The organism is Sulfuricurvum sp. (assembly GCF_028681615.1).
Classification (GTDB): Bacteria; Campylobacterota; Campylobacteria; order Campylobacterales; family Sulfurimonadaceae; genus Sulfuricurvum.
On the sequence record NZ_JAQUHV010000021.1, the window covers coordinates 1 to 23,743 of the forward strand.

Here is a 23,743-nt window from a genome sequence, read left to right on the forward strand (position 1 = left end):
AAAAGACGACACAGCTATCTTGGATATTTGTCTCCAAACGAATTTGAGGTAAGATACTTCTCGGAATCAAGAAACCATGAGGTGTCGGTCGTCAATTGAACCGTCTACTAAATGGGGGTCATTCCAGTATCTGCTTTCCATAGAAGCGGTTTATCAATATTTACACCCATGTTTATTCCTCTTATTTGAAATTCACCGTATACTAGCTGAAAGTATCAAAGCAATCAAGAGAAGAATTGCTCAAGAAAAATATTTTTACGAATAGCACGAGCAATTATTTTAGTAAGTTGATAGCTACTAGGATGTCTGTATGGCATTGAAAGATGGACCGAAAGATCTAAGGCAAGAGGGGTTTCGCTCTCTTCTTCCTCTGTTTTCTTGCCGTAATATCTTCCTTTATAGATAGCGATATTTCTTAGTAGATCAGCAATTATTGGTTTGGGGACAGTGCCGTCCTCTGTATTGAATATAAGCCCCAGAAATGCCTCATTTTCTTTCCGCTCAATTTCCAGAAGATACGCTATTTTTTTATTTTTCAAAATAACTTTAGCAATCAAAAATTTTCTGAGGATGTATTCGTTTTTTTCGGAATTTTCTTTCTTACCTCTAGTAAACCATCGTCCTTTATAATCCGGAGGAAGTTTGATACCTTTTAGCGTGCAAAACGTTTCTTCGGCAAACTCTTGACCGTAATTATTCACATATACAAAAGAAGCCACATCTGAATCGGGAGAAAGTACCAAGGCATGAAGAGCGGCAATGATCTTTTTAAAGTGAGTATTTAGGCCGGTTGTCTCAAGTTTCTCTTGTTCGGCAGGCTTATTGCCTTTGGACTCATTTCTAGAATCAGGTTCTCCGGAAGATAGAGTCTTGTTCTCTGATAAATCATTGTTTTTTTCTTCCGAAGGCTTACCATCGTCAATCTCTTCGTCATCCGGTTCATTTCTATCTGATTCACTTTCTTCTCCACTTGAAATAATGACGGGATTATTGGACGAATCATTATCGATGACGGTAGTAATGATCGGTTTTGTCCCAATAATTCTTACTTCCGATCGAATTCGAACGGCAGTTTCTCTATCATCTGGTTCTAAAATTTCAGTAATTTCATATTGATCGTTTCCAGGAACTTCTAAAGGCTCAGGATTTTTTCCGGCTGGCTTCTTGCCATTTCCATTATTATTTGTTGGATCACCTTGAGGTTTAGAAGGTGCTAGATCATGTACTTGATAATCATTCGGCAAAGTTGAGCCATAAATTCGTAATAAAAGAAAAGTATCCTTATCAATTTGAATACCGTCCCCTTCTAATCTGAGGGTATATGGATGATAGGGTAAAACAATAGGATATTTATATGGAGAAGCAGTACCGGTTTGATTAACTTTGGAAACTTGCATTGACTGCCATAAAGGTTTAAGCCGTGAGCGAGAAATTTCGTTAAGCCGTAAATAGGCCAATACGGTTTGATTGGCCAATATTTTTTCTTCGGAGAAGTCTACAAAATATTCATTGTCTTTGATATACGCTTTGTTCATATATTTTGAAAGCATCGTATCCAATGGATAGTTTACCAATCCGGATCGTATAAGTTTGTGGCCAGGTGCAACTGCTCCAGAAAGCAATTCCAAAGAGGGTACTAGAACGGTCATGCCGTCATCAGAGACAAGTTTTGTTAGATATGTTTGGAAGTAGTGGCGTTTAAGACTTGAGATGTCGGGATCATGCTCAAAATTTCCCAAAAAATATTTGTATGGAGGAATATACCCATATTGAGAATTTGGTTTTTTACTCAAAAATTGGATCGATTCAGGATTATGTTTTGTAAAATTGAACTCGAATGATTGATTCCTTCTGTGCCCTTCATAATTGCGCCAAAGTCGATCTAATTTATTTGCCCCTAGCCATATTGTCCCAAGCCTGACAGTATCTAGTTCCGGTAGAGTAACTATTAAAATATTGACAGTTTGCGAGAGATCATTATTAAGAATGGGTCTGGCAAGAATAAGAACTAAGGGATTGTTTGAGTCGTGAGGATTTTTTATAACCGGACCGTACCACCAGATAACGCGTTGAATATTATCTTTAGGGAAACTGCGTATACCATATTTATCAATATTTATCATGAAGTCTACTTTATTTTGAGAGGATTGATAATGTTCTTATTGTAGCATAGTTTATTGAATCAATTAAGGTAGAATACGTGTTAAATCGTTTAAATATTGCAAGGGAAAAATCAAAATGATTCAGATCGTTTTTTATCTCGTCAGCATCAATATCGGAACGTTTATTTTATTTGGATTAGATAAATATTTTGCCGTCAATAAAATGTGGCGGATCAGCAATAGAATGCTCCTCTCAACTTCGATTTGCGGTGGAAGTGTCGGTGCTTTGCTGGGGCAGAAATATTTTAGACATAAGACAAAATCTTTTGAAGGGATATTTCCGATCTTAATTTTCCTTCATGGTCTATGCATATTTGGCTATTTAATATACTTAGGATCAGTCTAAAATATTTAATGATTTACTAAATATATTGTTTAGTGATTCATTAAATAAAGTATTAACCAAAACGTTAAATTTAGAAGTGAAATGTTGACGTTTCGTAGTACATTAAATACTACGAAAAATGTCTTAACCCAGTAAGTTTTTCCAAACTTTTTTTATCTTCATGATAAAAGTATCTTGATTGTGAGTGGGCATAACAGGTTGTTTGTCACTATTGCCACCATAATAGGTTTCATGAGAACGTTTATCGATGGCCTTAGTGCGAGTGATTTGTTCTTCATCAAAAGCATTTGCCCATTTTATTGCGTCATTAATAATAAAGTAGTGTGATTTACATGGCAAGCTCCAATTCCCAATAGAAGGATGCAATGAAACAACCGCTCCATTGTATGTCATTTTCCACCCACTTGGTGAAAGAGGGGTAACTACTTCACAGCCACAGCCGCATGCGCAAAGATGAATAGCTGTTTTATATTCAATAGAAATATAAAGCGTTTGTTCTTCTATGGCGGCAGGTATTGTCGTAACAAATTTATGATTCATGATCAACCCCTATTAGGCCCATTGTATCGATATTGAACGAGGTCTGTCCGACAAGTACACTTTCATGATAAAAGTTCATATGGCGTTTCCAAGCCACAACAGCCAACACGGCATTAAATGCGTTGAGTTCGCAGATCTGGATATTTGAACTATAGATTGCATCATCGTCATCTTTGAGATTAATGAATCGTCTCAACCCCAACCGAGATGGATTAGTAAACGCTGTCGTGCGAATGGCCCCACGTAAGGTATTTGATGGGGTTATTTCGACACCCATGCCAACGTCTATGTGAGGAATACCTTTGAGATCGAGGTACGCAAAAATATCTGCTTTGACGGAACCTTGATCTATTGCTATGAAAACGAAATCCAGTCCATCCAGCAAATCCATAGTTTCTTTTGAAAGATAGCAGGGATGAATAGTGATTCCACGGTGCAGCTTCGAATACTTTTGCTGATGATATACTACTTTCTTCATGCCGGCATTTAGCTCATCAATACTTGCTGCTGATGGTGATCGAAAAGCGTTGTGTGCATAGTATTCATCACCGTCTATAAGCCGAATTTCCGTTACAGGTGTTTTGGCTACAAAATCAAGGATATATGACCCTGTGCCGCCAAGGCCAATAATACCAATCCGTTGTCCCGATAGCTTTTGGCTAATCGATTGTACACCAGCTCTGCTAGCATTGGTGTCACTGTATACGAAGGGGCTGTTATCCGTGTTTTGAGGAATAGCTTTATACTTCCTTGGAGTACTGGACGGGTCTAGAACCCTGGCCGGACCAGCAAGCATTTCAATATAAGATGTCATTTTGTGATGAATATCTTTGTAACCCGTATCTGGCTTGCTTGAAAATCGCATACGACTTTTGATACTATTTGAATGCACATTCTCGGAGACACCATTGATGATCTGATTGAGTGCTCTTCCTTCAATATCGTGTGGCGTTTCGCCGTCAAAAAAGACTATATGGTCAGAGCATACTGCTTTGCTGCCCGCTTGCGTATATGCTGTGATCAGTCTTCCTGTTACAACTTCTTTGCCTGAATTAAGATAAGGGATATCGTCAATTACCAAATATCCATCTTGAGCAAAGAGGCTATACCCTTCATTCTGAAGCCGTTTTAGATCAGGACTATGATCGATTACAGTTTGTGACATTAAATACCATCCCGTCCTTAAGGACAATAGATTCACCTTGGGAAAGATTTCCACTGGCATTACCAACGCCGCGTTCATACGAAATCAGAAATGATGTTGTGTCAGTTCCGATAAGACCTGACAACCTAACAATCTCATCGTAGTCAACTTTATGCTCTTGCACTACCTTCTCTCTTGTGTTGACAGTGATAGTATATTCTTTGTTCTGCCCTGGAGCAGTATGTTTGTCGTTAGACATTTTTATATCCTTTTATGGTTGAATAAATAGATGAATGGCCTGTGCCAAAACCTGAAATTCCATTAGGATACCCACCTTAACGGTCCCCTATGATAAAATTGTAAAATAAAGGGTACGTCAAAAAAAAGTTGTACCCCTATTGAATTGCATAATTTTTTAGTGGACGGGATTATTTAATTATGAGCAAGCTTATTTCACTCGATATGGCAGTTGCATCAATTATCCATAAAATATCAGATCTTACAGAGGGGATAAGTCTTAGGGATGAGGCGGCACAACTAAATGTCAATCTCGATTCTCTCCGTAAGCGATTTGGTGAAGTTGTAGATATGTATTATGATGGTGAGATAGATTATTATCCCTCACAACACATGTGGAAAGCCCATAAACACCATTTCTTAGAAACAACCTTGCTTTCGCCTGAAGAAGCAGTTATATTGGCTGGAATTCGGAGAAATGCTACACATTATGGATATGGACTAAAAGAAACAGTGCATCGGATTGTTAATCGCTATGTTAGACGTCGTCATCTTAGACTTCTTCAAAAAGACTCAGTTGAAAAAACCGATGACAATATGCTTGATACTTTTGCAACAATTAAGACGGCTGTTCGTAAAGGACGTTATTTAAAAATAATCTATAGAAACAAGGAACGAAAGGTTATTCCGCTCCAGATTGTCAATCTCGAGTTTTATTGGTATCTTGTGGCGGAAGTACATACAGAGAAGTGGCAAGGGATTCTTACATATACTGCCGCACTTATTGAAGATATTCAAATCACAGAGGAACTTTTTGATAAAACGCATAGGAATAGTCTTATGTTGAAGATCCGTGGAATTGAACAGGGCATGAATGCCTTTTATAAACCATATGGTGAGATCAAAAATAAAATTGAATTGTTGGTTCCAGATAATTTTAATACTTTCTTGGAGCGAGCACCGTATTTTAGTTTGTGGGAAGACACACAAATGCGAGTGAAGATCAATGATGAGATATGGCGTATTTACGCTGTTATTTCAACTGATGAGAATTATCTTGATGTTATACCAACAATTCAAAAATATATGCCAAAAATTGTTGTACGCGATATTCCAGGGAATGCAGATCTTATTGCAAAGATGCGGAAATCGTCTGAAGAATATGCTGCAGTGTTTACAGCATCACGCAGCATTATGAAATGTTAAATGAAGGTAATAAGCATGAGACATATCGAGATTTATCAAGTACGTTTCTGTATTTTTAACATAAACAATGACTCATAAAATTGGGAATAAATGAAATTTATTTAAAATAAAATCGATTTATAACATTGTAAATAGAGTCTATTTAAAAAATGTAGCATAGTTTATTGGAATGTAGCAACGTTTACTGGAAATTACAGCCGCCTCCGAAGATGCTTGCTCCTGTGCTGGAGTGATGGGGTGAACGAAATGGACGCGAAGGGGTAAAGGTCGGCTCTTTTCCCTCTAATATCTCCAATTTTGCGCATTCGAGCATCTCATCATTATGGAGGGGCGGCATGATATGAACCAGACGTTTGGCAATCATCGATTTACCGGATCCGGGAGAGCCTTCTAGGAGGAGATTATGCATTCCGCATGCCGCGATCAGGGCAGAGCGTTTGGCATGTTCCTGACCTTTGATTTCACTAAAATCAAGAGGATAGTGTTGATGGAAATAATAGTTTTGATGATTATGGGTGACGTGATTAAAATCAAAAGTAGAAACATGTGACTGAGATTGTGGAAGTTCTTCGGCACGTAACAGATTGAGCGTATCGGTTAGAGAGTTAACCCCGAAAAATTCAATCCCCGGTATTTTAGAGAGTTTGGGCAAGCTTACTGCAGGAACGATAGCGCGTGTGATTGCCCCTTGATTTGCCAAAGAGAGAATGATAGGGTAGAGGAGGGTATTTTCGGTAACATTTCCATCCAGCCCCAGCTCTCCGAATACATACCAATCGCCTATCTCTCCCTCATAGTTTCCTAATGCGATGAGTGCAGCGATTGGGAGATCAAAATGAGAACCCTCTTTACGTAAATCACTGGGAGCCAGATTGACGGTGAGACGTTTAGGGGGGAATGTGAAACTGTTACTCAATAGAGCTGATTTCACCCGCTCTTTAGACTCGGTGATGGCAGTGTTGGCCATACCGACAATGGTAAATGCCGGCAGCCCTTTTGTGGCACTAAACTGAACCTCAACCTTCTTAGCATCAATTCCCTCAAACGTTGCGCATTGCAGTTGTTTCATCCTCACTCCATTCGTTCAGAAAGCAACAGGATGTTGGGAAGAAACGAGTAGAGTTGTTCAGTATGCCATTATCTCTGAGCAATACAAGTCGTATTGAGAGGATTTTGTTTACTTAACTGTACTAATTCGCCTTTTTTCCTATCGCAATTTTGTTTGGCTTTTTCGAGCGCTATATCTGCACTTGTTTTTCCGCCGCCGATATTTTTTAAAACAGCAATAGTACTAATGAACATAAATAGGAAGCAGGCGGAAATAATAGCCCCCACCAGATAGATGCTGTAGTATTTTTTATTTAGCAGGAGTTTCACGGTATACCTCCAAAATGAATTATCGGTATATTGTAATGCCCTTAAAATAAATACTATTATTGTTTTTTAGTCCGGTAAAAATATTTAAGCTTCTAAATATAACTGCATTTAACTGATAAAGTTATATTGAACACGGTAATTGTATCAAAAGAAGGGAGGAAGGAAATAAATATTGCATTACGCAATATTTATGAAAGAGTTATTTTTTTTCTTTTTGAGCTTTTTTATACTCTTTTTCAAATTTTTTTCGGCGATGATATGAGAGTTTTTCGATGAAAAGCTTCCCTTCCAAATGATCGATTTCATGTTGGATTGCGATAGAGAGTAGGTCTGTGGCATGGAGAACACAAGGCTCGCCGTGCCGATTTTGGTAGTGAAGAGTTAGCGATTCGTAACGTTCTACATCTTCATAGAAACCGGGAACACTCAAACATCCCTCTTGGTATAAGACATTTCCTCTTGGGGTATGGATAACCGGATTGATAATTTCGATGAGATTCTCTTTGTGTTGTTTGCCGTCTTCGTCCGGTATACAAAGGATAATGGCACGAATCGGATTGGCAACTTGTATCGAGGCTAATCCGATACCGTTTGAACTCATCATGGTATCAAACATATCATCTAAAAAACGGTGCAGCAACTCATCAAAATTGGTTACCTCAACGGAACGGGTTTTAAGCTGTTTGTTTGGATAAGTAATAATTGGGAGAATCATAGTGACCTTACGAATTACAGACCATGTAGCGGAGGGTTGGTTCCTTGTCTGCCGCTTCCATAGCGTTTAGTGTGCATACGAGGGTCTGTTCAACCCCGACGGATGCGTTAAGTTCGGCAACGCCGATGGCGATACGCAGTTGAATTTCCTGCTCGGCCAGGAAAAAGTTACTGGAGGCGACAAGATCAAATAGACGCTCAGATGCCCGCTTTGCACTCTCTAGATCGGTATGTTTAAGTACCATAGCAAAAATACCTTCACCGTAATGGGCAACAACATCACTGCGACGTGATGTTTTAAGGAGTAACCGGGCGACCGTACGTACCATTAACTGCTGCGCTTTTTCACTTTGACTCGTATTGGCATCTTTGGAGAGCCGTACAGTGATAAGAGAACTTTTGTGTTTGAACTCATCAATAAGATTGCGTTCTTGCTCAAGTCGTGTAATAAGATACCGCTTGTTGTAGACACCGTATTGGTTATCAAAAATCGTGTCATTTTCAACTTGTTTAACAATTGTAGCGGTCTCTTCATAGATAGTTTTCATATGAACGACTTGTTTTTTTAGAATACCGCTGAGTTTACCGATGTCGTTTCCTAAAGAGGCCAGCAGATCACTGGCTCCGCTTAAGGAAGGGATACTTTTGATCTCCTCTTTCCGTTTATCTAAAATCTTTTCCATCAAAGAGATATTTTTATAGAGTGTGGCACTCAGCTGCAAAATACTTTTAACGGAAGAAAAGCCCCGTTTGAGGTTTTTTTCCAGCTCAATGCTTTTTTCATCCTCATTACCCTCTTCGAGCTCTAAAATAGCACCGATTTGACGGCGAAGGCTTTCGCTTTTTTCTTCCAAAATACGGTCGAAATAGAGGGAAAAATTATTCGGAGTAGGGGGGAGATTATCGGAGATGAGGGCGGTGAGGACCTCTTTTGCGAATATTTCAAGATCGCTGGTAGGATCACCTAACGAGCTGGCACTGATAAATCCCTCTTCGCCGCTTTGGCGTTGTGAGCGTTTAGGATCAGCGATCGTCGCCATCTTTTAGCCTTTACTTCTCTTCTTTTTCTTTTTGAATAAGTACTTCATCGATGATACCATAAGTCACCGCTTCATGAGCTGACATAAAGTTATCGCGATCGGTATCTTTTTCAAGTTTTTTAACGCTTTGTCCGCAGTTTTTAGCCAAAATTTCATTGAGCTCTGCTTTCATGCGCAAAATTTCTTTGGCTTGGATTTCGATATCGGTTGCCTGACCTTGCGCACCTCCGAGAGGTTGATGGATCATGATGCGTGCATGAGGCAACGCATAGCGCTTTCCTTTTGCACCCGAACTGAGCAAGAAAGCACCCATAGATGCCGCTTGACCGATACAAATAGTGCAGACATCGGGACGGATGTAGTTCATCGTATCATAGATCGCCATCCCGGAAGTGATAACACCGCCGGGAGAATTGATGTAAAAATAGATATCTTTTTGAGGATCTTCCGCTTCCAAAAAGAGCAATTGTGCCACAATCGAAGAAGCGACAGGATCGTTTACCTCTCCGCTGAGCATGATAATACGGTCTTTCAGGAGACGTGAATAGATGTCATACGAGCGCTCACCGCGACCCGTTTTTTCAATGACGTAAGGGATATAGCTCATTATGCCTCTTTGATTTTATCGTTAAGCAATTTACTGAGTACGCGATCTTCGATCATTGCCATTTGAATTGCAGGAAGATATCCTGATTCTTGATAGTGTTTGTAAACTGCTGCCGGATCTTGACCCATTTGCATTGCTTCATAATAGATCGTCTGCATCAATTCTTGCTCGTTAACGATGATATTTTCTGCTTTTGCCAATGCGTCAACGATGAAGGTTGCTTTAACGGCGCGGCATGCATCGTCGCGGAACGTTTCACGCATCGCTTTTACTTGTTCAGCATCATTACGGAGCTCTTCAAGTTGCGCTTCGCTTAAATCGCGAGCTTTTTTATTGAGTGCCATATCCATCTCTTGTTCTACGATGAATTCAGGAAGATCAATGGTGTATGCAGCGACAAACGTTTCCATCAAATTTGGTTTAAGCTCGTCGTTATAGAGGGCGCTCATTGCTTCGCTTTGAAGTTGTTCTTTTACTTTTTCTTTGAGCATATCAACGCTTGCATCTTCAAATCCAGGAAGCATTTTTTTCGCAAGTTCATCATCGATGACTACTGCTTCTTTGGTTTGGATTGCATTGATTTTGATTTTAAATTGAGCCGGTTTCCCCGCTAATTTTGCTCCGCCGTAGTTTTCAGGGAAGGTTACGTCGATGGTTTTTTCTTCACCTTTTTTCATGCCGATTACTTGGTCTTCGAAACCAGGGATGAATTGTCCGCTTCCGAGACGAAGAGAGAAGTTTTCTGCTTTACCGCCTTCGAATGCTTCACCGTCGACAAATCCTTCAAAATCAAGAAGTGCAGTATCGCCGCTTACAAGCGCACGGTCTTCATCGACGTTGACCAAAGGTGCTTGCGCTGATGCGAGCTCTTCGATACGGGCTGTAATAGCCGCATCGTCGATAGCAGGTTTTGTTACTTCCGGAACCATTGCCGCGTAGTCGCCGAGTTCGATTGCAGGGCGGGTTGCTATGATGACTTCAACATCGATACCGTTGTCGTTTTTTTCAAATTTAGAAATTTGCGGTTCACCGATCAATGCATCTGATGCAATTTTCATCTCTTCGAGGGCTGCGCTCAAAAGGTCGCGTAGTGCTTGTGCTTCGGCATCTTGAACCAAACGCTCACCGTATTGCTTTTTCACCGCGCTGACGGGGACTTTTCCTTTGCGGAAACCGGCAATTTTTACATCTTTAGAGAGTTGATTGGCGATTTTTTCGATGTTGCTATCGATAGTACCGCGAGTAATGGCCGCGTTGATTTTTGCGTTGGCTGAGTCGATTTTATTGGTTGTAATTTGCATTGAATCCCTTTTGCTGTTATGTCACTATGTGATCAAATGGGGGCAATAATATCCAAAAAGGGTTAATTGTACGCTGAATTAAAATAAAAGCAAAGACATGATACAGTCCTATTAATAATATTCAGTATGAGAGAATCGATGTCAAACCCAAAAGATCAGCAAAATTTTGAAGAAGCGGTCAAAACCATGATGCGCTATGTCGGAGAAGACGTAAACCGCGAAGGGTTGGAAAAGACGCCCGGGCGTGTTTTGAAAGCGTATGAGTTTATGTTCGGCGGCTATCAGGAAGATCCGCAGACGATTTTGAATTCAGCTATGTTTTCCAGCAGTAACGATGAAATGGTATTGATCAAAGATATTGAATTTTACTCAACCTGTGAGCACCATCTCCTGCCGATTATCGGTCGGGCGCATGTGGCGTATATTCCGGACGGGAAAGTCGTTGGACTCTCGAAAATCCCGCGCGTGGTCGATGTATTTGCACGTCGGATGCAGATCCAAGAACAGCTCACAGAGCAGATAGCGGATGCGTTGATGGAAGCGGTTTCTCCTAAAGGGGTTGCGGTTGTCATTCAAGCACGTCACATGTGTATGGAGATGCGCGGGGTTCAAAAAATCAGTTCAACTACGACGTCGAGTGCACTGCGCGGATTGTTTAAAAAAGATGAAAAAACGCGTATGGAATTTTTCAGTCTTATCAATTCTTCAAGCGGGAACCGTTACTAAATTATGCCGCTCAAAGCACTTCGCAGCCGTTTAGGGACTGAAAAGCTCACGACCGTGTTCGGTACTGTGACTAAAATCAGCCCTACCGTCATCGTTGCGGAAGGATTGCACGTCAGTATCGGCGATACCGTGGTGATGGTTTCAGAAGTTAACGGTGCAGAGGCATTGGGGATGGTAAGCGAAGTAGAACGCAACCGTTTTTACATAACGCCGTTTCGGTTTATCGAAGGGTTTCGTGCCGGAGACAAAGTGTATCCGAATCAGACCGGAATGATGATCGAAGTAGGGGAAGCGTTACTCGGACGGGTCGTCGATCCATTTATGAACCCTATCGATGGAAAAGGGCCTATCGGGGGGACTCATCTCGAGTCGATCATCAAAGCTCCTATCGCGGCGATGAAACGGGGGATGATCGATGAACCGTTTAGTGTCGGAGTCAAAACGATCGATGGATTGCTTACCTGCGGAAAAGGGCAAAAACTGGGAATTTTTGCGGGGAGCGGAGTCGGGAAATCGACCTTGATGGGGATGATTGTCCGCGGTGCCGATGCTCCGATCAAAGTAGTTGCCCTGATCGGGGAGCGGGGGCGTGAAGTTCCCGAATTTATCGAAAAATCGCTCGGCGGTAATCTCGAAAATACCGTTTTAGTTGTTGCGACCAGTGACGATTCACCGCTGATGCGGAAATACGGGGCCTTTAGCGCAATGAGTGTGGCGGAATATTTTAAAGGCAAAGGACACGATGTCCTTTTTATGATGGACTCGGTTACCCGTTTTGCAATGGCGCAGCGGGAGATCGGTCTGGCTTTGGGTGAACCGCCTACTTCAAAAGGATACCCTCCCTCATCGCTTACTCTATTGCCGCAGTTGATGGAACGTGCGGGTAAAGAGGAAGGCAACGGCTCGATAACCGCTTTTTTCACCGTACTTGTCGAAGGAGATGACCTGAGTGATCCGATCGCCGACCAATCGCGTTCGATTCTGGACGGTCATATTGTCCTTTCGCGTGAATTGACCGATTTCGGTATTTATCCTCCGATCCATATTTTGAATTCGGCTTCTAGGGTAATGAATGATATTATTACTCCTGAACATCTTGCGGCCGTCAGACGTTTTCGACGTCTCTATACACTGTTAAAAGAGAACGAGATGTTAATACGGATCGGTGCGTATGTGCAGGGGACCGATAGGGAGCTGGATGAGGCGATGGCTAAAAAAGCAAAAATGGAAGCCTTTCTTTCCCAAGAATCTATGAGTATTACTCACTTTCAAGAGACAATCGACCAGTTGATCGATTTGATGGGGAGTTGATTGCATCCTTAAGCTACGCTAAACATAAAAAACCTTTAAGGTTACTATAACGTCGTTTGCACTATTATCCCAAAAGTTAAACAAGACTAATTTAGTCTTTTATTAGAAACCCCCTGAGGAGCATACAATGCAAGTCTATTTAGACAACAATGCCACAACGATGGTCGACCCTGCCGTCGTAGAGGCGATGATCCCGTACTTTAGTGAAGTGTATGGAAACCCCAATTCGCTTCACCGTTTTGGTACCGCATCACATCCCGCAATTACCAAAGCGATCAATCAAATGTACAAAGCGATCAACGCGAGCGATAACGATGATATCATCTTTACCTCTTGTGCGACGGAATCGAACAATTGGGTCCTTAAATCAGTATGGGTGGATAAAATCCTCAACGGTGATAAAAATCATATCGTTACCACTGAGATTGAACACCCTTCGGTTCTTTCCACTTGTAAATTTCTCGAAGAGCAAGGTGTCAAAGTAACCTATCTTCCGGTCAATGATCAAGGGATTGTCGAAGCGCATACGCTTCGCAGTTTTATTACCGACAAAACGGCACTTGTGTCGGTTATGTGGGCAAACAATGAAACCGGAATGATTTTCCCGATCAAAGAAATCGGTGAAATCTGTAAAGAAAAAGGGGTTCTGTTCCATACGGACGGCGTTCAAGCCGTAGGCAAGATCCCTGTAGATATGCAAGACGTCCATGTCGACTTTATGTCATTATCAGCCCATAAATTCCACGGTCCGAAAGGGATCGGAGCACTTTATATTCGTAACTCTGAAGAACTTACTCCGTTGTTGCATGGTGGAGAGCATATGGGAGGTCGCCGTTCCGGTACCTTGAATGTTCCTTACATCGTCGGAATGGGGAAAGCGATTGAACTCGCGACTGAGAATATCGAAGAGAAAATGGCGTCGATTCGAGCGAAACGCGACCGTCTAGAAGATGCCCTTTTGTCAACATTATCCGATGTTTTTACGGTAGGAAACCGTGAGAACCGTACACCGAATACCATTCTTATTTCCATTCGCGGTGTCGAAGGGGAAGGGATGCTTTGGGATTTGAATAATGCTCTTATCGGTGCCTCTACCGGATCCGCGTGTGCGAGCGAAAGCTTGGAAGCCAACACCGTTATGCTCGCGATCGGTGCGGACAATGAGCTGGCGCATACAGGTATCCGCCTCAGTCTCAGCCGGTTTACAACCGATGAAGAGATCGATTATGTAATAGAGCATTTTAAAAGTGCTGTTTTACGCTTACGGGCCATTTCAAGCTCGTATGCAAAAGTACAACCGACTCCCGGCGGCGAAGCCGGAGAATGTCACATTCACCATTAAAAGGAAACCACTATGGCAAAAAATGATCTATTGGGCGGATCTCTTTGGGATCAGTACTCAAATAAAGTAACTACGTTGATGAATAACCCTCATAATCAGGGTGAAATTACCGAAGAAGAAGCTGCTGCGGAAGGGCATAAGCTGATCGTTGCCGATTTCGGTGCGGAGAGCTGCGGTGATGCCGTCCGTTTGTATTGGGCGGTTGATCCTACTACGGACACGATCGTCAAATCAAAATTTAAAAGTTTCGGTTGCGGTACCGCGATTGCAAGTTCAGATATGATGGCAGAGCTTTGTATCGGAAAAACGGTGCAAGAAGCCGTCAAAATTACCAATATCGATGTGGAAAAAGCACTTCGCGACGATCCGGAAACCCCGGCTGTTCCACCGCAAAAAATGCACTGTTCGGTTATGGCGTATGACGTTATCAAAAAAGCGGCAGGGCTTTATCTCGGTGTGGATGAGAACAGTTTCGAAGATGAGATTATCGTGTGCGAATGTGCCCGTGTAAGTCTCGGAACATTGCGTGAAGTCATTAAACTCAATGATCTTAAAACCGTTGAGCAAGTTACGGATTATACGAAAGCGGGCGGCTTTTGTAAATCGTGTATCAAACCGGGCGGACATGAAGCGCGTGAGTATTATCTTGTTGATATTCTTGCAGATGTACGTGCTGAGATGGATCAAGAGAAAATGCGTTCAGCTGCGGATGCCGGAGCAATGGGCGATTTCGAAGCAATGACGCTTGTACAGAAAATCAAAGCGATTGACAGTGTTGTGGATGATTCGATTCGACAGTTCTTGGTTATGGACGGCGGAAACATGGAAGTTATCGATATTAAAGACTCTCCGGAGTATATCGATGTCTATATCCGTTATTTGGGTGCATGTAACGGCTGTGCGAGTTCAAGTACGGGAACCCTTTACGCGATCGAAGCGACACTCAAAGAAAAACTCTCACAAAAAATCCGCGTTCTTCCTATCTAATATCTTCTATGTACTTTTCTGTTTAGCCAGAAAAGTACCAAAAGATCATACTGTGATCCAAGAACGCTCGCTCCTCTCGGCACTACTGCCTTCGGAGCGGCTCTTTGTATTGGATCACGGGAACTTTATAAAATAATACTAAAAATTCTTATCAAACCAATCAGCCACCTGTGAACGGATCGTATGGCGTAACTGAATCCCCGCGACAAAATTATTGTGCTGAGCTTTATTGAGCAAACTGACAAGGGCATTGCGTCGTTTGGAGAGGAACGGGTGATCAATTTGTCCCGGGTCACCCATGATGACAAGCCGTGTTTCATCTCCCATACGGGTTCCGATAAGTTTGAGGGTGGCATTGGTCATATTTTGGGCCTCATCGATAATGACGAATTTACGTGAGATAGTCGTTCCGCGCAGGTGGGCGATGTCCATTACTTCAATATTGTATTTTTTCATAAATACTTCGGTAGCGTTTTCCCGTTTAATGGAATTGGTGTTGCCCGTGTATTCGACCCGTGCATCGATAGAGCGTTTGCTTTGATGCTCGATCGTAAAATTGACTGCCGAGTAGAGGGGATACATAAAATAGCCGAGTTTTTGTTCTTCGTCCCCTTTACGAAATCCAAGTTCCGCCTGCTGATCGTTGGAAGTTACGGTGTTACGGGCATAGACGATCCCCTCGACGATCCCTTCTTCTACCAATTCCAGTCCCGCTTGAAGCGCTACCAGTGTTTTCCCTGATCCGGTAGAACCTGCGACGACGGTGACATAGTTTTGGGGATGGGTCATCATTGCGTAATAGAATTTTTGTTCCAGATTGAGAGGACGGACCAGCTCCTCGTTGAAATGTTCTCCGAAACGTCGATCGAAATCGCACCATTCGATTTGGTTGTTAAAACAAAAAGCATGGCGCTGTATCCCTGTCTCGTACATCTCTGAAGAGGTACTGAGCGCTTTTTGTACAAACGTGATTTGATCAAAATTATGATGTTCGACATCTGCGGGAAGAGTAGGTGTCTCTTCATACTCATAGGTATACGTAAAGTCGATTTGTTCCGGAGCCTCGACACTGCTGTTTCGGATACTCTGGGTTCGGATTCCGCGGATTTCAGCAGCAATTCGAAACGACATATCGTTACTGAGGAGGGTGAGATCATAATCATCGGCGATTTCAGCAATTTTCGCGTCATTTATCCCTTTTGGTTCGGAGAAATTATGCGATACTCGGTAGTTTTCTCGATGTACGATAAAGAGATCGATGAGGTTGGCCTCTCCGCCATGGAGCGAACGGTCAAAATTGAGCGCTAATCGGTAGTAACGGTCATTTTTACACTCTTCCACATCAACATGCTTACGAACGCATGCAGGGAGTTCGATAAAGCTGATCGGTTCCCCCCATGCCGCATCGGCAAGTCGAAAAAATTCACGTGCCTGAAACCCTGCTTCAGAGCGCATGTCGTCTTTTTTGCTGTTGAGTTCGCCTAAAACGATATTAGTGATAACGATACCATTCTGGTTTTCATCACTGATTCGTAAAATATTGGTTGGATCATCAAGAATAACGGAAGTGTCGAGGAGATAGCAGTTTTGAGTTGAACTCATCACAAAGAACCCTTTTTATAGGAATTCTCTATGGTAGTGAAAGAAAGCTTAAAGATATTGAAATTAGAGGTAATACGCTTTGATTCCGTTCATCGTGGAACCCATGTTGAGTAGTATCATATCAGCGATGACGAGCGCCGCCATCGATTCGGCAACGACGGAGCCGCGTACGGCGACGCACGGGTCATGCCGCCCTTTTAGGGAAACGCTGACACTTTCGTTGGAGGTATTCGTACTCTCCTGATCGATAAAGATTGATGGGGTAGGTTTAAAATGGACACGTAGAATAACATCGTCTCCGTTGCTCATACCGCCTAAAATCCCCCCTGAATGGTTGGATTTGAAGCCATTTGGCGTAATCGGATCGTTGTTTTGGGAAGCGAGTAATTCTGCACTGTGAATTCCCTCTCCGATCTCAGCCGCTTTAACGGCGTTAATCCCCATCATCGCTTCTGCCAGGACCGCGTCGAGTTTGTAGTAGAGCCCCTCACCCAAACCGATAGGGAGACCGCTGATTTTGACGGTAGCCACTCCTCCGACCGAGTCATGTGCATTTTTAGCCTCTAAAATCGCCGCTTTTTGAGCTTCTTCAACGGTTTTATCCAAAGCGTAAATAGGACTCTCTTTCGGATAGTCAAAATCCAGATTCTGTGCTTCGATACCGTGAATAGCGCTGATACCGCTTTGGAAATGGATTCCGAGTGTTTGAAGCATCAGTTTGGCTACTGCCCCTCCCGCAACCCGCGCCGCTGTTTCACGTGCACTGGAACGTCCGCCGCCGCGATAATCGCGCAAACCGTATTTATGAAAATAGGTAAAATCGGCGTGTCCCGGTCGGAAAATATCTTTGACATTGGAGTAATCGCCGCTTTTTTGGTCGGTGTTGTAGATGACCATCATGATCGGTGTTCCGGTACTGAGACCTTCGAATACTCCGCTGAGGATCTCGACTTTGTCCGCTTCTTTGCGTGCGGTGGCGAATTCATTCTGCCCCGGTTTGCGGCGGTCAAGCTCACTTTGGATAAAGGCTTCGTCGATTTCAAGTCCTGCCGGAACACCATCGAGTACACAGCCAATCGCTTTGCCGTGCGACTCACCGAATGTAGTCATTGTGAAACGTTCGCCAAACCGATTCATTTGAGTTCCTTTGATAGCATTTCAAGAGCGATTTGTGCCGCTTCCTGCTGAGCTTGTTTTTTACTTTTTCCTTGTGCGGAGGCGTATCGTTTTCCGTCGATAATGACGGCAACTTCGAACTCTTTTTTGTGATCGGGTCCGTGTGCGGCGATCAATTGATATTCGGGTGTTGTCCCGTAATGGGCTTGGGTTAGCTCCTGCAGGGACGTTTTATAGTCTTTAAAGAGCGAATCAAGCGAAATGTCGGGATGAACGTGTTCGAGCAGTTTGATCGTGATCTCTTGTACTTTGCCCAAACCGGTTTCAAGATAGATTGCACCCATGAGAGCTTCGAACGCATTTGAAAGCAATGAGCTTTTGGTCCGGCCGCTGTTGTTTTCTTCGGCATTGGAGAGATAGATGTATTCTCCTAATCCCAGATGATTGGCCAAGGAGGTAAATCCCCCTTCGTTGACGAGAGAAGCGCGCATTTTGGAGAGTTTCCCCTCGTCGAAATCACGAAACTTGGTGTAGAGGTATTCTCCGACGATCAAGTCAAGTACGGCGTCGCCTAAAAACTCGAGTCGCTCATTATTGTAGGGCTGTTTATAGCTTTTATGCGTCAGCGCTTCAATAAGGAGCTCTTTGTTCTTAAAGGTGTACCCTAAGCGTTCTTGCAGGGTGGTTAAGTTGTCCATTACGAGTGTATTCCTTTTTTAAATTTTTCCGCCTCTTCACGGGCGATTTGATCGCATTGTTCGTTTTCGATGTGACCGTTATGTCCGCGTACCCAGATACCGTGAATGTGGTGCGGTGCGGAGACTTTGATGTATTCTTGCCACAAATCGGGATTTTTGACTTTGGCAAAGTTGCGTTTTATCCACCCCTCCAGCCATTCATTGATCCCTTTGATGACATAACTGGAATCCGAGATTATCGTTACATCGCACGGCTCTTTAATCGCACGTAACCCCTCTATCACTCCGAGAAGCTCCATTCGATTATTGGTCGTATGCTCTTCCCCGCCGCGGACTATGCGTTCTTTGTCTCCGTAACGCAGGATAGCTCCATACCCGCCCGGTCCCGGATTGCCCAGTGCCGAACCGTCACTGAAGAGAGTTATTTTCTTCAAACCGTTCCTTTGTGAGGTTCATAATGCCGTGGACTGAATCAATCGCATGGCAATGCGGACAGCGGTGAAACGGCAAAAATGAGATTGCATTACATTCATCACACGTGTATTCAAACTGCAATGTCGCTTTTTGCATACCGCATCGGTGCAAAGCGATGAGGGTATCGAGTTCGAAGATGGAACTTCCCTCTGCCAGATTAACCGATCTTTTGGCAGTAAAAAGCTCGCGCAAATACGTGTTGCTTGCAATTATATCCAAATCGAGATTTTCATCCCCAATCCGCCATAAAATATCGCTCAAACGGACACTCAGCGACTGGTCATAATGTTTCCATGCAAGCAGCGGACGGAAGGTAAAGAGCCATTCGAAAACCATATACCCGAGTTTATGGTGGCTCTCATAGAGCTCGATAAGCTTTTGGGCTTTCTCGTCTATGCCGATACGGAGGTCGCCGATTAGGATACGGCATTCCAAATAAAGCTTTTCGCTTACCGTATCGGGAGAGAGTTCGAGAAGTGATTCCATCACTTCTAACGCTTTATCGTATTGCTGGAGATGTTCATAAATCAAAATGAGAAAATGCAGCGCCGATGGGGTTCTGGGATGATTTTGAAGAACTTGGAGGAAAGTCTGTCTGGAGCGTTCCAGAAAACCGGCTTTAAAAAAACTTTTTCCCAGTAACAGCAGGGCATCTTTTTGAAAAATAGGGTCGCGGTTTTTAGAGAGAAGTGCATGATAGATTTCAACGCTTTTCTCATAATTTCCCTGATGTTCGAAACTTTGAGCCAATAACAGCCATGATTCGCTGGAAAGAGAGTTTTGTTGTACTTGTTCAGTTAGTTTCTCTCCCTCTCCGATCGATTCGAATTTACCTAAAAACGATTCGAGATCACGTAGTTCTTTGGCGGCTTTATGCCGTCCCCACCAATAACTTAGGAAGGAGAGGATAAAAAGGAGAATAAAAAAAACGACAACACCGAAAAGGGGATCGCGAAATTCTATAAAAAATGTGTCCATTTCGTATTATAGCCGTGAAAAGGTTATTTCTCGAACGGTTTGCCCGTTCGGATTCAAAGTATAGAGAACGGAGGGCTCATTTGCATAGTGGCACGTTGTGTTCTCACAGATCAAATCGGCTCGAGGTGTTAAGATGTCGCCGATCCCTTGGCGGTATTTGTTTTTGACCAAAGGGGAGATGATGAGAATGGACGATATCTTTTTTCCGGAAGAATCAGAGCTGATTTGGGCTATTACGTTTTTCCCTCTCTTGATCTGATAGATCGATTCAGGGTGCTCAGGTGTGATTTGGCTAAATTTATCGAAGGTAAAACCGCTTAGACGGGTGTTTACTTCCTCGAACGGGGTACTCGGGTGGATGGAACCCAGTCCCTCTTCACTAATCGTGAGCGGATAGGGGAGATCGTTGTTCTGGGTTGAACACCCTGTGAGGATCAGAACGGCGGCAAGCGTGAGCAGGGCTTTCAAAATACCCGCTCCACCATGAGTTGAATCGAAACCCGCCCGTTCCACTCATTTTTATTTACGGTATAGCTGCACGACATCTTTTTATCTTCAGGGCACGCTAGTGTCCGTCGGAAAGCGATCAGTTCGAGTGTTTTAGAACTCACACGGGAGGGGCGCAGTTCCAGACGACTGTGGGATTGATCACTGCCGAAAAGTTTGACGGTGACCACTTCTGCATCACGGATCAGGAAACGGGGACGAGGGTTCCCCTCTCCGTACGGTTCAAACCGCTCTAAGATTTCCAATAGCTGAAAATTGATTGCTTCATGCTCTAATTCTCCGATAATTTCGTTGATCGGAATAAAATCGGCAGGATTGACGTTTTTTGAGACCTCATTGATGCCTCTTTTAAAAGCTTCCACATTCTCAGCGTTTAAGGAGAGTCCTGCCGCCATTTTATGTCCGCCGAATTTGGAGAGCAGGTGCTCTTGGGATTTGATCAGGCTATAGAGATCGACATTTCCGATACTTCGGCCTGAGCCTTTGGCGATACCGTTATGGATACTCAGTACGATGGCAGGTTTTTGAAAATGGTTGACGAGCCGTGAAGCGACAATCCCGACAACTCCTTCATTCCAATGTTCACCGGCAACGACGATGATTGCATCCATAGGATTAACGTGGTGCATCGCTTCGGCTGTTGTCTGGGCTTCTGTTTCTTTGCGCAGAGTATTGAGAGCAGTGAGAAGTTCGAATTGATGATACGCTTTTTCTGTCGTATCGGCCAGCAAAAAGTCGAGTGCAATTTTTGCATCTTCGAGCCGTCCGGCAGAGTTAATACGCGGCGCGATCTGAAAAGCAATATCCTCTGACGTAACAGTAGAACGGTTAAGAAAATCACGGATCAGGACAAAAGGGGAGAGGGTAGAACTTTGCATCATCTCCAGCCCTGTCTTGACAATGGCTCGATTGATTCCCACGAGCGGCATCACGTCGGCGATGATAGCAAGTGCTAAAAATGGGAAAAACTGCCGCATGTTGATGGAAAGTTCCAGCTCTTGTTTGAGCAGCCCCATCAGAAGCCATCCTACCTGCGCACCGCAAATTTCCTTGAATGGATAAGGACAATCGCTTTGTTTCGGGTTTATGATCGCATAGGCATTTGGAAGGGTATCAGAGGGTGTATGATGATCGGTAATAATGAGATCTATCCCTCTCTCTTTACACACTTCTGCGGCTTCAATCGCATTAATCCCGTTGTCAACGGTAAAAATAACATCAGCATCGAGCCGTTCGAGTACATTTTTCGAGACACCGTACCCATCTGTAAAACGGTTCGGTATCGTAGTGATGAGAGGGTATGGGATGAGGTCGAAAAATCGTTTGACGATGGCGGTAGAGGTAACACCGTCGACGTCATAGTCCCCTACCAATGCGATTCGCTCATTATTTCGGATAGCATGGGCGAGCCGCTGGGCACCTTTTTGGGCATCTTTGAGTTGCCTTGGATGGGGGATATCGGAGAGCTTTTCGCTTTGCGCTTCAAAACGGCGTGCTAAAAAACTCCCGAGAGTTATATGATCGAGTAGGGGAACCTCAGGCAGGATTGGCATGTGCAAAAGTTGCTTTCACAAATCCGAGGATTGAGGCATTAGGACTTTGAAGACGTGAGGTGAATTCAGGGTGGAACTGTACCCCTAAAAACCACGGGTGGTTAGGAATTTCAACGGCTTCGATCAAACCGTGCGATTCGCCGGTTACGATCATTCCCGCTTTTTCGAGTGCTTCGCGGTAGGTTGGATTGGCTTCGTAACGGTGACGATGACGCTCATAAATGAGTGCTTGGTTGTCATACGCAGCGCGGAGGTTGGAGCCCTCTTTGGTTTCACATGGATATTCACCCAAACGGAGTGTTCCCCCCATCGGTGAATGGTGGGTTCTCAGCTGCGTTTCACCCGATTGGTCGATGAAATTATCGATCAGATAGATCATAGGATGGGTTGTTGCCGGGTTGAATTCGATAGAGTTGGCATCCTCATATCCCAGAACATTGCGGGCATATTCCACAATGGAGAGCTGCATTCCAAGACAGATACCCAAATACGGGATATTGTTCTCGCGGGCATAACGGATCGCTTGGATTTTTCCTTCGACACCACGATTTCCGAATCCTCCGGCAACAAGAACCGAATCACAGTCATTCAACAGTGCTTCCGCACCTTGCGTCTCGATTTTTTCGCTATCGACCCAGTGGATGGAAACGCGGGTATCAAGATGGGCACCGGAATGGATGAGCGCTTCGATCAATGATTTGTACGACTCTTTGAGTTCCAAATATTTACCGACAAAGCCGATGGTGACTTGGTGTTTTGGGGAGACGATTTTTTTGACCAAAGAATCCCATTGTTCCATATCGGGTTTCAGTTCGCCCAATTCCAACTCTTTGCTGATAGGGGTCAGAATGTTTTGTTGGAGAAAACTGAGCGGAACGGCATAAATGGTTTGCTCATCCATCGCTTCGATGATGCTGTCACTGCTGACGTCACACGCGAGTGCGAGCTTCTTTTTAAAGGTTCTAGGGAGTTTTTCTTCGCTTCTTGCGATAATCATCTGTGGTGTGATACCGATGCGGCGAAGTTCCTGAACCGAGTGTTGTGTCGGTTTGCTTTTATGTTCACCTGCGGCTTTGATAAACGGGATCAGGGTAACGTGGATAAAAAAGGTCCCTTCTACTTCGTCATCGTGTTTCATAGTACGAATCGCTTCCATAAACGGCAAACCTTCGATATCTCCGACGGTTCCGCCGAGTTCGACGACGAGGATATCGTGCCCTTCACCCGCTTTTTTGATCCGATCGACGATTTCGCCGACGATATGAGGGACGACTTGGATCGTTTGTCCGAGATATCCCCCCGTTCGTTCACGTTCGATAACGCTGCTGTAAACTTGTCCTGTCGTAAAATTGCTGGTACGTAAAAATGACGCATCAAGGAACCGCTCATAGTTTCCGATATCCAGGTCGGTTTCAGCGCCGTCTTTTGTGACGAATACTTCCCCATGTTCTAACGGACTCATAGTACCCGGATCGACGTTGATATACGGATCGATTTTGAGCATTCCGACCTCTTTGCCTGAGTGCTTGAGGAGTGCTCCGATGCTGGCTGCCGTGATCCCTTTTCCGAGTGAACTGAGTACACCGCCGGTTACAAAAATATATTTAGTCATTGAGTCATTCCTTAGCGCTTTAGTGTTTTTACGATGGGGTTAAATGGGTCGTGATGATCCAAAACGTCGACAAACTGCCGCTCTTCTTAAGGAACGTATTATATACTTTTAAGACTTATAAATAGCTACTTGAAAAATAAAAAAGTGCATAAGTCGGCAGGAA

General features: G+C 43.6%; 24 protein-coding genes. 6 read left to right on the plus strand and 18 right to left on the minus strand.

The features are described from left to right. Positions 1–224: 224 nt before the first annotated feature. Positions 225–2,123: a hypothetical protein gene (locus PHE37_RS12795; protein ID WP_299994047.1), complete on the minus strand. Its 1,899-nt coding sequence runs from the start codon at positions 2,121–2,123 to the stop codon at positions 225–227. 115 nt (positions 2,124–2,238) lie between these two features. On the opposite strand from PHE37_RS12795, the gene PHE37_RS13875 reads away from it, so the two are divergent. After that, a complete protein-coding gene (locus PHE37_RS13875; protein WP_366881183.1) occupies positions 2,239–2,508 on the plus strand; it encodes a DUF1294 domain-containing protein in 270 nt (89 codons plus the stop codon). 123 nt (positions 2,509–2,631) lie between these two features. On the opposite strand, the gene PHE37_RS12800 is transcribed toward PHE37_RS13875, so the two are convergent. From PHE37_RS12800 to PHE37_RS12810, 3 genes are read right to left on the minus strand one after another with little or no spacing between them, the layout of a single operon-like run. Beyond that, entirely contained in the window at positions 2,632–3,048 is a 417-nt protein-coding gene (locus PHE37_RS12800) for a DUF6527 family protein (RefSeq protein WP_299994046.1), read from the minus strand. Then, entirely contained in the window at positions 3,038–4,213 is a 1,176-nt protein-coding gene (locus PHE37_RS12805; RefSeq protein WP_299994043.1) for a ThiF family adenylyltransferase, read from the minus strand. The genes PHE37_RS12800 and PHE37_RS12805 overlap by 11 nt, the downstream gene beginning before the upstream one ends. After that, a complete protein-coding gene (locus PHE37_RS12810) occupies positions 4,188–4,376 on the minus strand; it encodes a multiubiquitin domain-containing protein (RefSeq protein WP_299994040.1) in 189 nt (62 codons plus the stop codon). The genes PHE37_RS12805 and PHE37_RS12810 overlap by 26 nt, the downstream gene beginning before the upstream one ends. Before the next feature lie 254 nt (positions 4,377–4,630). Between PHE37_RS12810 and PHE37_RS12815 the strand changes: the two genes are divergently transcribed. Then, entirely contained in the window at positions 4,631–5,635 is a 1,005-nt protein-coding gene (locus PHE37_RS12815; protein ID WP_299994039.1) for a WYL domain-containing protein, read from the plus strand. Positions 5,636–5,816: 181 nt separating this feature from the next. Here PHE37_RS12815 and PHE37_RS12820 read toward each other — a convergent pair whose 3' ends face one another. From PHE37_RS12820 to tig, 6 genes are all read right to left on the minus strand, one after another. After that, a complete protein-coding gene (locus tag PHE37_RS12820; protein ID WP_299994037.1) occupies positions 5,817–6,704 on the minus strand; it encodes a magnesium chelatase domain-containing protein in 888 nt (295 codons plus the stop codon). 68 nt (positions 6,705–6,772) lie between these two features. After that, positions 6,773–7,012, minus strand: a complete 240-nt coding sequence (locus PHE37_RS12825; protein WP_299994035.1) for a hypothetical protein — start codon at positions 7,010–7,012, stop codon at positions 6,773–6,775. A gap of 199 nt (positions 7,013–7,211) precedes the next feature. Next, positions 7,212–7,727, minus strand: a complete 516-nt coding sequence (gene def, locus PHE37_RS12830; RefSeq protein ID WP_299994033.1) for a peptide deformylase — start codon at positions 7,725–7,727, stop codon at positions 7,212–7,214. A gap of 7 nt (positions 7,728–7,734) precedes the next feature. Further along, positions 7,735–8,766 (minus strand): diguanylate cyclase, encoded by a 1,032-nt coding sequence (locus tag PHE37_RS12835; RefSeq protein ID WP_299994032.1) that lies wholly within the window; start codon positions 8,764–8,766, stop codon positions 7,735–7,737. Between the two features lie 10 nt (positions 8,767–8,776). After that, on the minus strand, positions 8,777–9,373 hold the full coding sequence (gene clpP, locus PHE37_RS12840) for an ATP-dependent Clp endopeptidase proteolytic subunit ClpP (RefSeq protein WP_299994030.1): 597 nt from the start codon (positions 9,371–9,373) through the stop codon (positions 8,777–8,779). After that, positions 9,373–10,674: a trigger factor gene (gene tig / locus PHE37_RS12845; protein WP_299994029.1), complete on the minus strand. Its 1,302-nt coding sequence runs from the start codon at positions 10,672–10,674 to the stop codon at positions 9,373–9,375. The genes clpP and tig overlap by 1 nt, the downstream gene beginning before the upstream one ends. A 138-nt stretch (positions 10,675–10,812) precedes the next feature. Between tig and folE the strand changes: the two genes are divergently transcribed. From folE to PHE37_RS12865, 4 genes are all read left to right on the plus strand, one after another. Then, positions 10,813–11,400: a GTP cyclohydrolase I FolE gene (gene folE, locus PHE37_RS12850; RefSeq protein ID WP_299994027.1), complete on the plus strand. Its 588-nt coding sequence runs from the start codon at positions 10,813–10,815 to the stop codon at positions 11,398–11,400. Between the two features lie 3 nt (positions 11,401–11,403). Continuing rightward, a complete protein-coding gene (fliI, locus tag PHE37_RS12855; RefSeq protein ID WP_299994025.1) occupies positions 11,404–12,711 on the plus strand; it encodes a flagellar protein export ATPase FliI in 1,308 nt (435 codons plus the stop codon). 127 nt (positions 12,712–12,838) lie between these two features. After that, complete coding sequence (locus tag PHE37_RS12860; RefSeq protein ID WP_299994023.1) at positions 12,839–14,053, plus strand: NifS family cysteine desulfurase; 1,215 nt, start codon at positions 12,839–12,841, stop codon at positions 14,051–14,053. Positions 14,054–14,065: 12 nt separating this feature from the next. Then, a complete protein-coding gene (locus tag PHE37_RS12865; RefSeq protein ID WP_299994021.1) occupies positions 14,066–15,040 on the plus strand; it encodes an iron-sulfur cluster assembly scaffold protein in 975 nt (324 codons plus the stop codon). Between the two features lie 138 nt (positions 15,041–15,178). Here the strand turns inward: PHE37_RS12865 and PHE37_RS12870 are convergent, their stop codons facing one another. The 8 genes from PHE37_RS12870 to PHE37_RS12905 all read right to left on the minus strand — a co-directional run bounded on the left by PHE37_RS12870 (position 15,179) and on the right by PHE37_RS12905 (position 23,580). Next, the gene (locus PHE37_RS12870) at positions 15,179–16,642 is read right to left on the minus strand and encodes a PhoH family protein (RefSeq protein WP_299994048.1); all 1,464 of its coding nucleotides are present in this window, start codon (positions 16,640–16,642) and stop codon (positions 15,179–15,181) included. Positions 16,643–16,705: 63 nt separating this feature from the next. Beyond that, positions 16,706–17,779 carry a chorismate synthase gene (aroC, locus tag PHE37_RS12875; protein WP_299994019.1) on the minus strand — a complete coding sequence of 358 codons (1,074 nt, stop codon included), beginning with the start codon at positions 17,777–17,779 and terminating at the stop codon, positions 16,706–16,708. Next, the gene (gene rnc, locus PHE37_RS12880) at positions 17,776–18,456 is read right to left on the minus strand and encodes a ribonuclease III (RefSeq protein ID WP_299994018.1); all 681 of its coding nucleotides are present in this window, start codon (positions 18,454–18,456) and stop codon (positions 17,776–17,778) included. The genes aroC and rnc overlap by 4 nt, the downstream gene beginning before the upstream one ends. After that, on the minus strand, positions 18,456–18,890 hold the full coding sequence (gene rnhA, locus PHE37_RS12885) for a ribonuclease HI (protein WP_299994016.1): 435 nt from the start codon (positions 18,888–18,890) through the stop codon (positions 18,456–18,458). The genes rnc and rnhA overlap by 1 nt, the downstream gene beginning before the upstream one ends. Further along, entirely contained in the window at positions 18,865–19,908 is a 1,044-nt protein-coding gene (locus tag PHE37_RS12890) for a tetratricopeptide repeat protein (protein ID WP_299994014.1), read from the minus strand. Before PHE37_RS12890 ends, rnhA begins: the two co-directional genes overlap by 26 nt. 6 nt (positions 19,909–19,914) lie before the next feature. Beyond that, entirely contained in the window at positions 19,915–20,376 is a 462-nt protein-coding gene (locus tag PHE37_RS12895) for a hypothetical protein (protein WP_299994013.1), read from the minus strand. Continuing rightward, complete coding sequence (recJ, locus tag PHE37_RS12900; protein WP_299994011.1) at positions 20,373–21,968, minus strand: single-stranded-DNA-specific exonuclease RecJ; 1,596 nt, start codon at positions 21,966–21,968, stop codon at positions 20,373–20,375. Before recJ ends, PHE37_RS12895 begins: the two co-directional genes overlap by 4 nt. Next, the gene (locus PHE37_RS12905) at positions 21,952–23,580 is read right to left on the minus strand and encodes a CTP synthase (RefSeq protein WP_299994009.1); all 1,629 of its coding nucleotides are present in this window, start codon (positions 23,578–23,580) and stop codon (positions 21,952–21,954) included. The genes recJ and PHE37_RS12905 overlap by 17 nt, the downstream gene beginning before the upstream one ends. Positions 23,581–23,743 lie beyond the last annotated feature (163 nt).

What these genes read in the sequence shown, in the direction of transcription:
- PHE37_RS12795 (WP_299994047.1), bottom strand. Translation starts at nt 2,123, where the DNA reads ATGATAAATATTGATAAATATGGTATACGCAGTTTCCCTAAAGATAAT.
- PHE37_RS13875 (WP_366881183.1), top strand. Translation starts at nt 2,239, where the DNA reads ATGATTCAGATCGTTTTTTATCTCGTCAGCATCAATATCGGAACGTTT.
- PHE37_RS12800 (WP_299994046.1), bottom strand. Translation starts at nt 3,048, where the DNA reads ATGAATCATAAATTTGTTACGACAATACCTGCCGCCATAGAAGAACAA.
- PHE37_RS12805 (WP_299994043.1), bottom strand. Translation starts at nt 4,213, where the DNA reads ATGTCACAAACTGTAATCGATCATAGTCCTGATCTAAAACGGCTTCAG.
- PHE37_RS12815 (WP_299994039.1), top strand. Translation starts at nt 4,631, where the DNA reads ATGAGCAAGCTTATTTCACTCGATATGGCAGTTGCATCAATTATCCAT.
- PHE37_RS12820 (WP_299994037.1), bottom strand. Translation starts at nt 6,704, where the DNA reads ATGAAACAACTGCAATGCGCAACGTTTGAGGGAATTGATGCTAAGAAG.
- def (WP_299994033.1), bottom strand. Translation starts at nt 7,727, where the DNA reads ATGATTCTCCCAATTATTACTTATCCAAACAAACAGCTTAAAACCCGT.
- PHE37_RS12835 (WP_299994032.1), bottom strand. Translation starts at nt 8,766, where the DNA reads ATGGCGACGATCGCTGATCCTAAACGCTCACAACGCCAAAGCGGCGAA.
- clpP (WP_299994030.1), bottom strand. Translation starts at nt 9,373, where the DNA reads ATGAGCTATATCCCTTACGTCATTGAAAAAACGGGTCGCGGTGAGCGC.
- tig (WP_299994029.1), bottom strand. Translation starts at nt 10,674, where the DNA reads ATGCAAATTACAACCAATAAAATCGACTCAGCCAACGCAAAAATCAAC.
- folE (WP_299994027.1), top strand. Translation starts at nt 10,813, where the DNA reads ATGTCAAACCCAAAAGATCAGCAAAATTTTGAAGAAGCGGTCAAAACC.
- fliI (WP_299994025.1), top strand. Translation starts at nt 11,404, where the DNA reads ATGCCGCTCAAAGCACTTCGCAGCCGTTTAGGGACTGAAAAGCTCACG.
- PHE37_RS12860 (WP_299994023.1), top strand. Translation starts at nt 12,839, where the DNA reads ATGCAAGTCTATTTAGACAACAATGCCACAACGATGGTCGACCCTGCC.
- PHE37_RS12865 (WP_299994021.1), top strand. Translation starts at nt 14,066, where the DNA reads ATGGCAAAAAATGATCTATTGGGCGGATCTCTTTGGGATCAGTACTCA.
- PHE37_RS12870 (WP_299994048.1), bottom strand. Translation starts at nt 16,642, where the DNA reads ATGAGTTCAACTCAAAACTGCTATCTCCTCGACACTTCCGTTATTCTT.
- aroC (WP_299994019.1), bottom strand. Translation starts at nt 17,779, where the DNA reads ATGAATCGGTTTGGCGAACGTTTCACAATGACTACATTCGGTGAGTCG.
- rnc (WP_299994018.1), bottom strand. Translation starts at nt 18,456, where the DNA reads ATGGACAACTTAACCACCCTGCAAGAACGCTTAGGGTACACCTTTAAG.
- PHE37_RS12890 (WP_299994014.1), bottom strand. Translation starts at nt 19,908, where the DNA reads ATGGACACATTTTTTATAGAATTTCGCGATCCCCTTTTCGGTGTTGTC.
- recJ (WP_299994011.1), bottom strand. Translation starts at nt 21,968, where the DNA reads ATGCCAATCCTGCCTGAGGTTCCCCTACTCGATCATATAACTCTCGGG.
- PHE37_RS12905 (WP_299994009.1), bottom strand. Translation starts at nt 23,580, where the DNA reads ATGACTAAATATATTTTTGTAACCGGCGGTGTACTCAGTTCACTCGGA.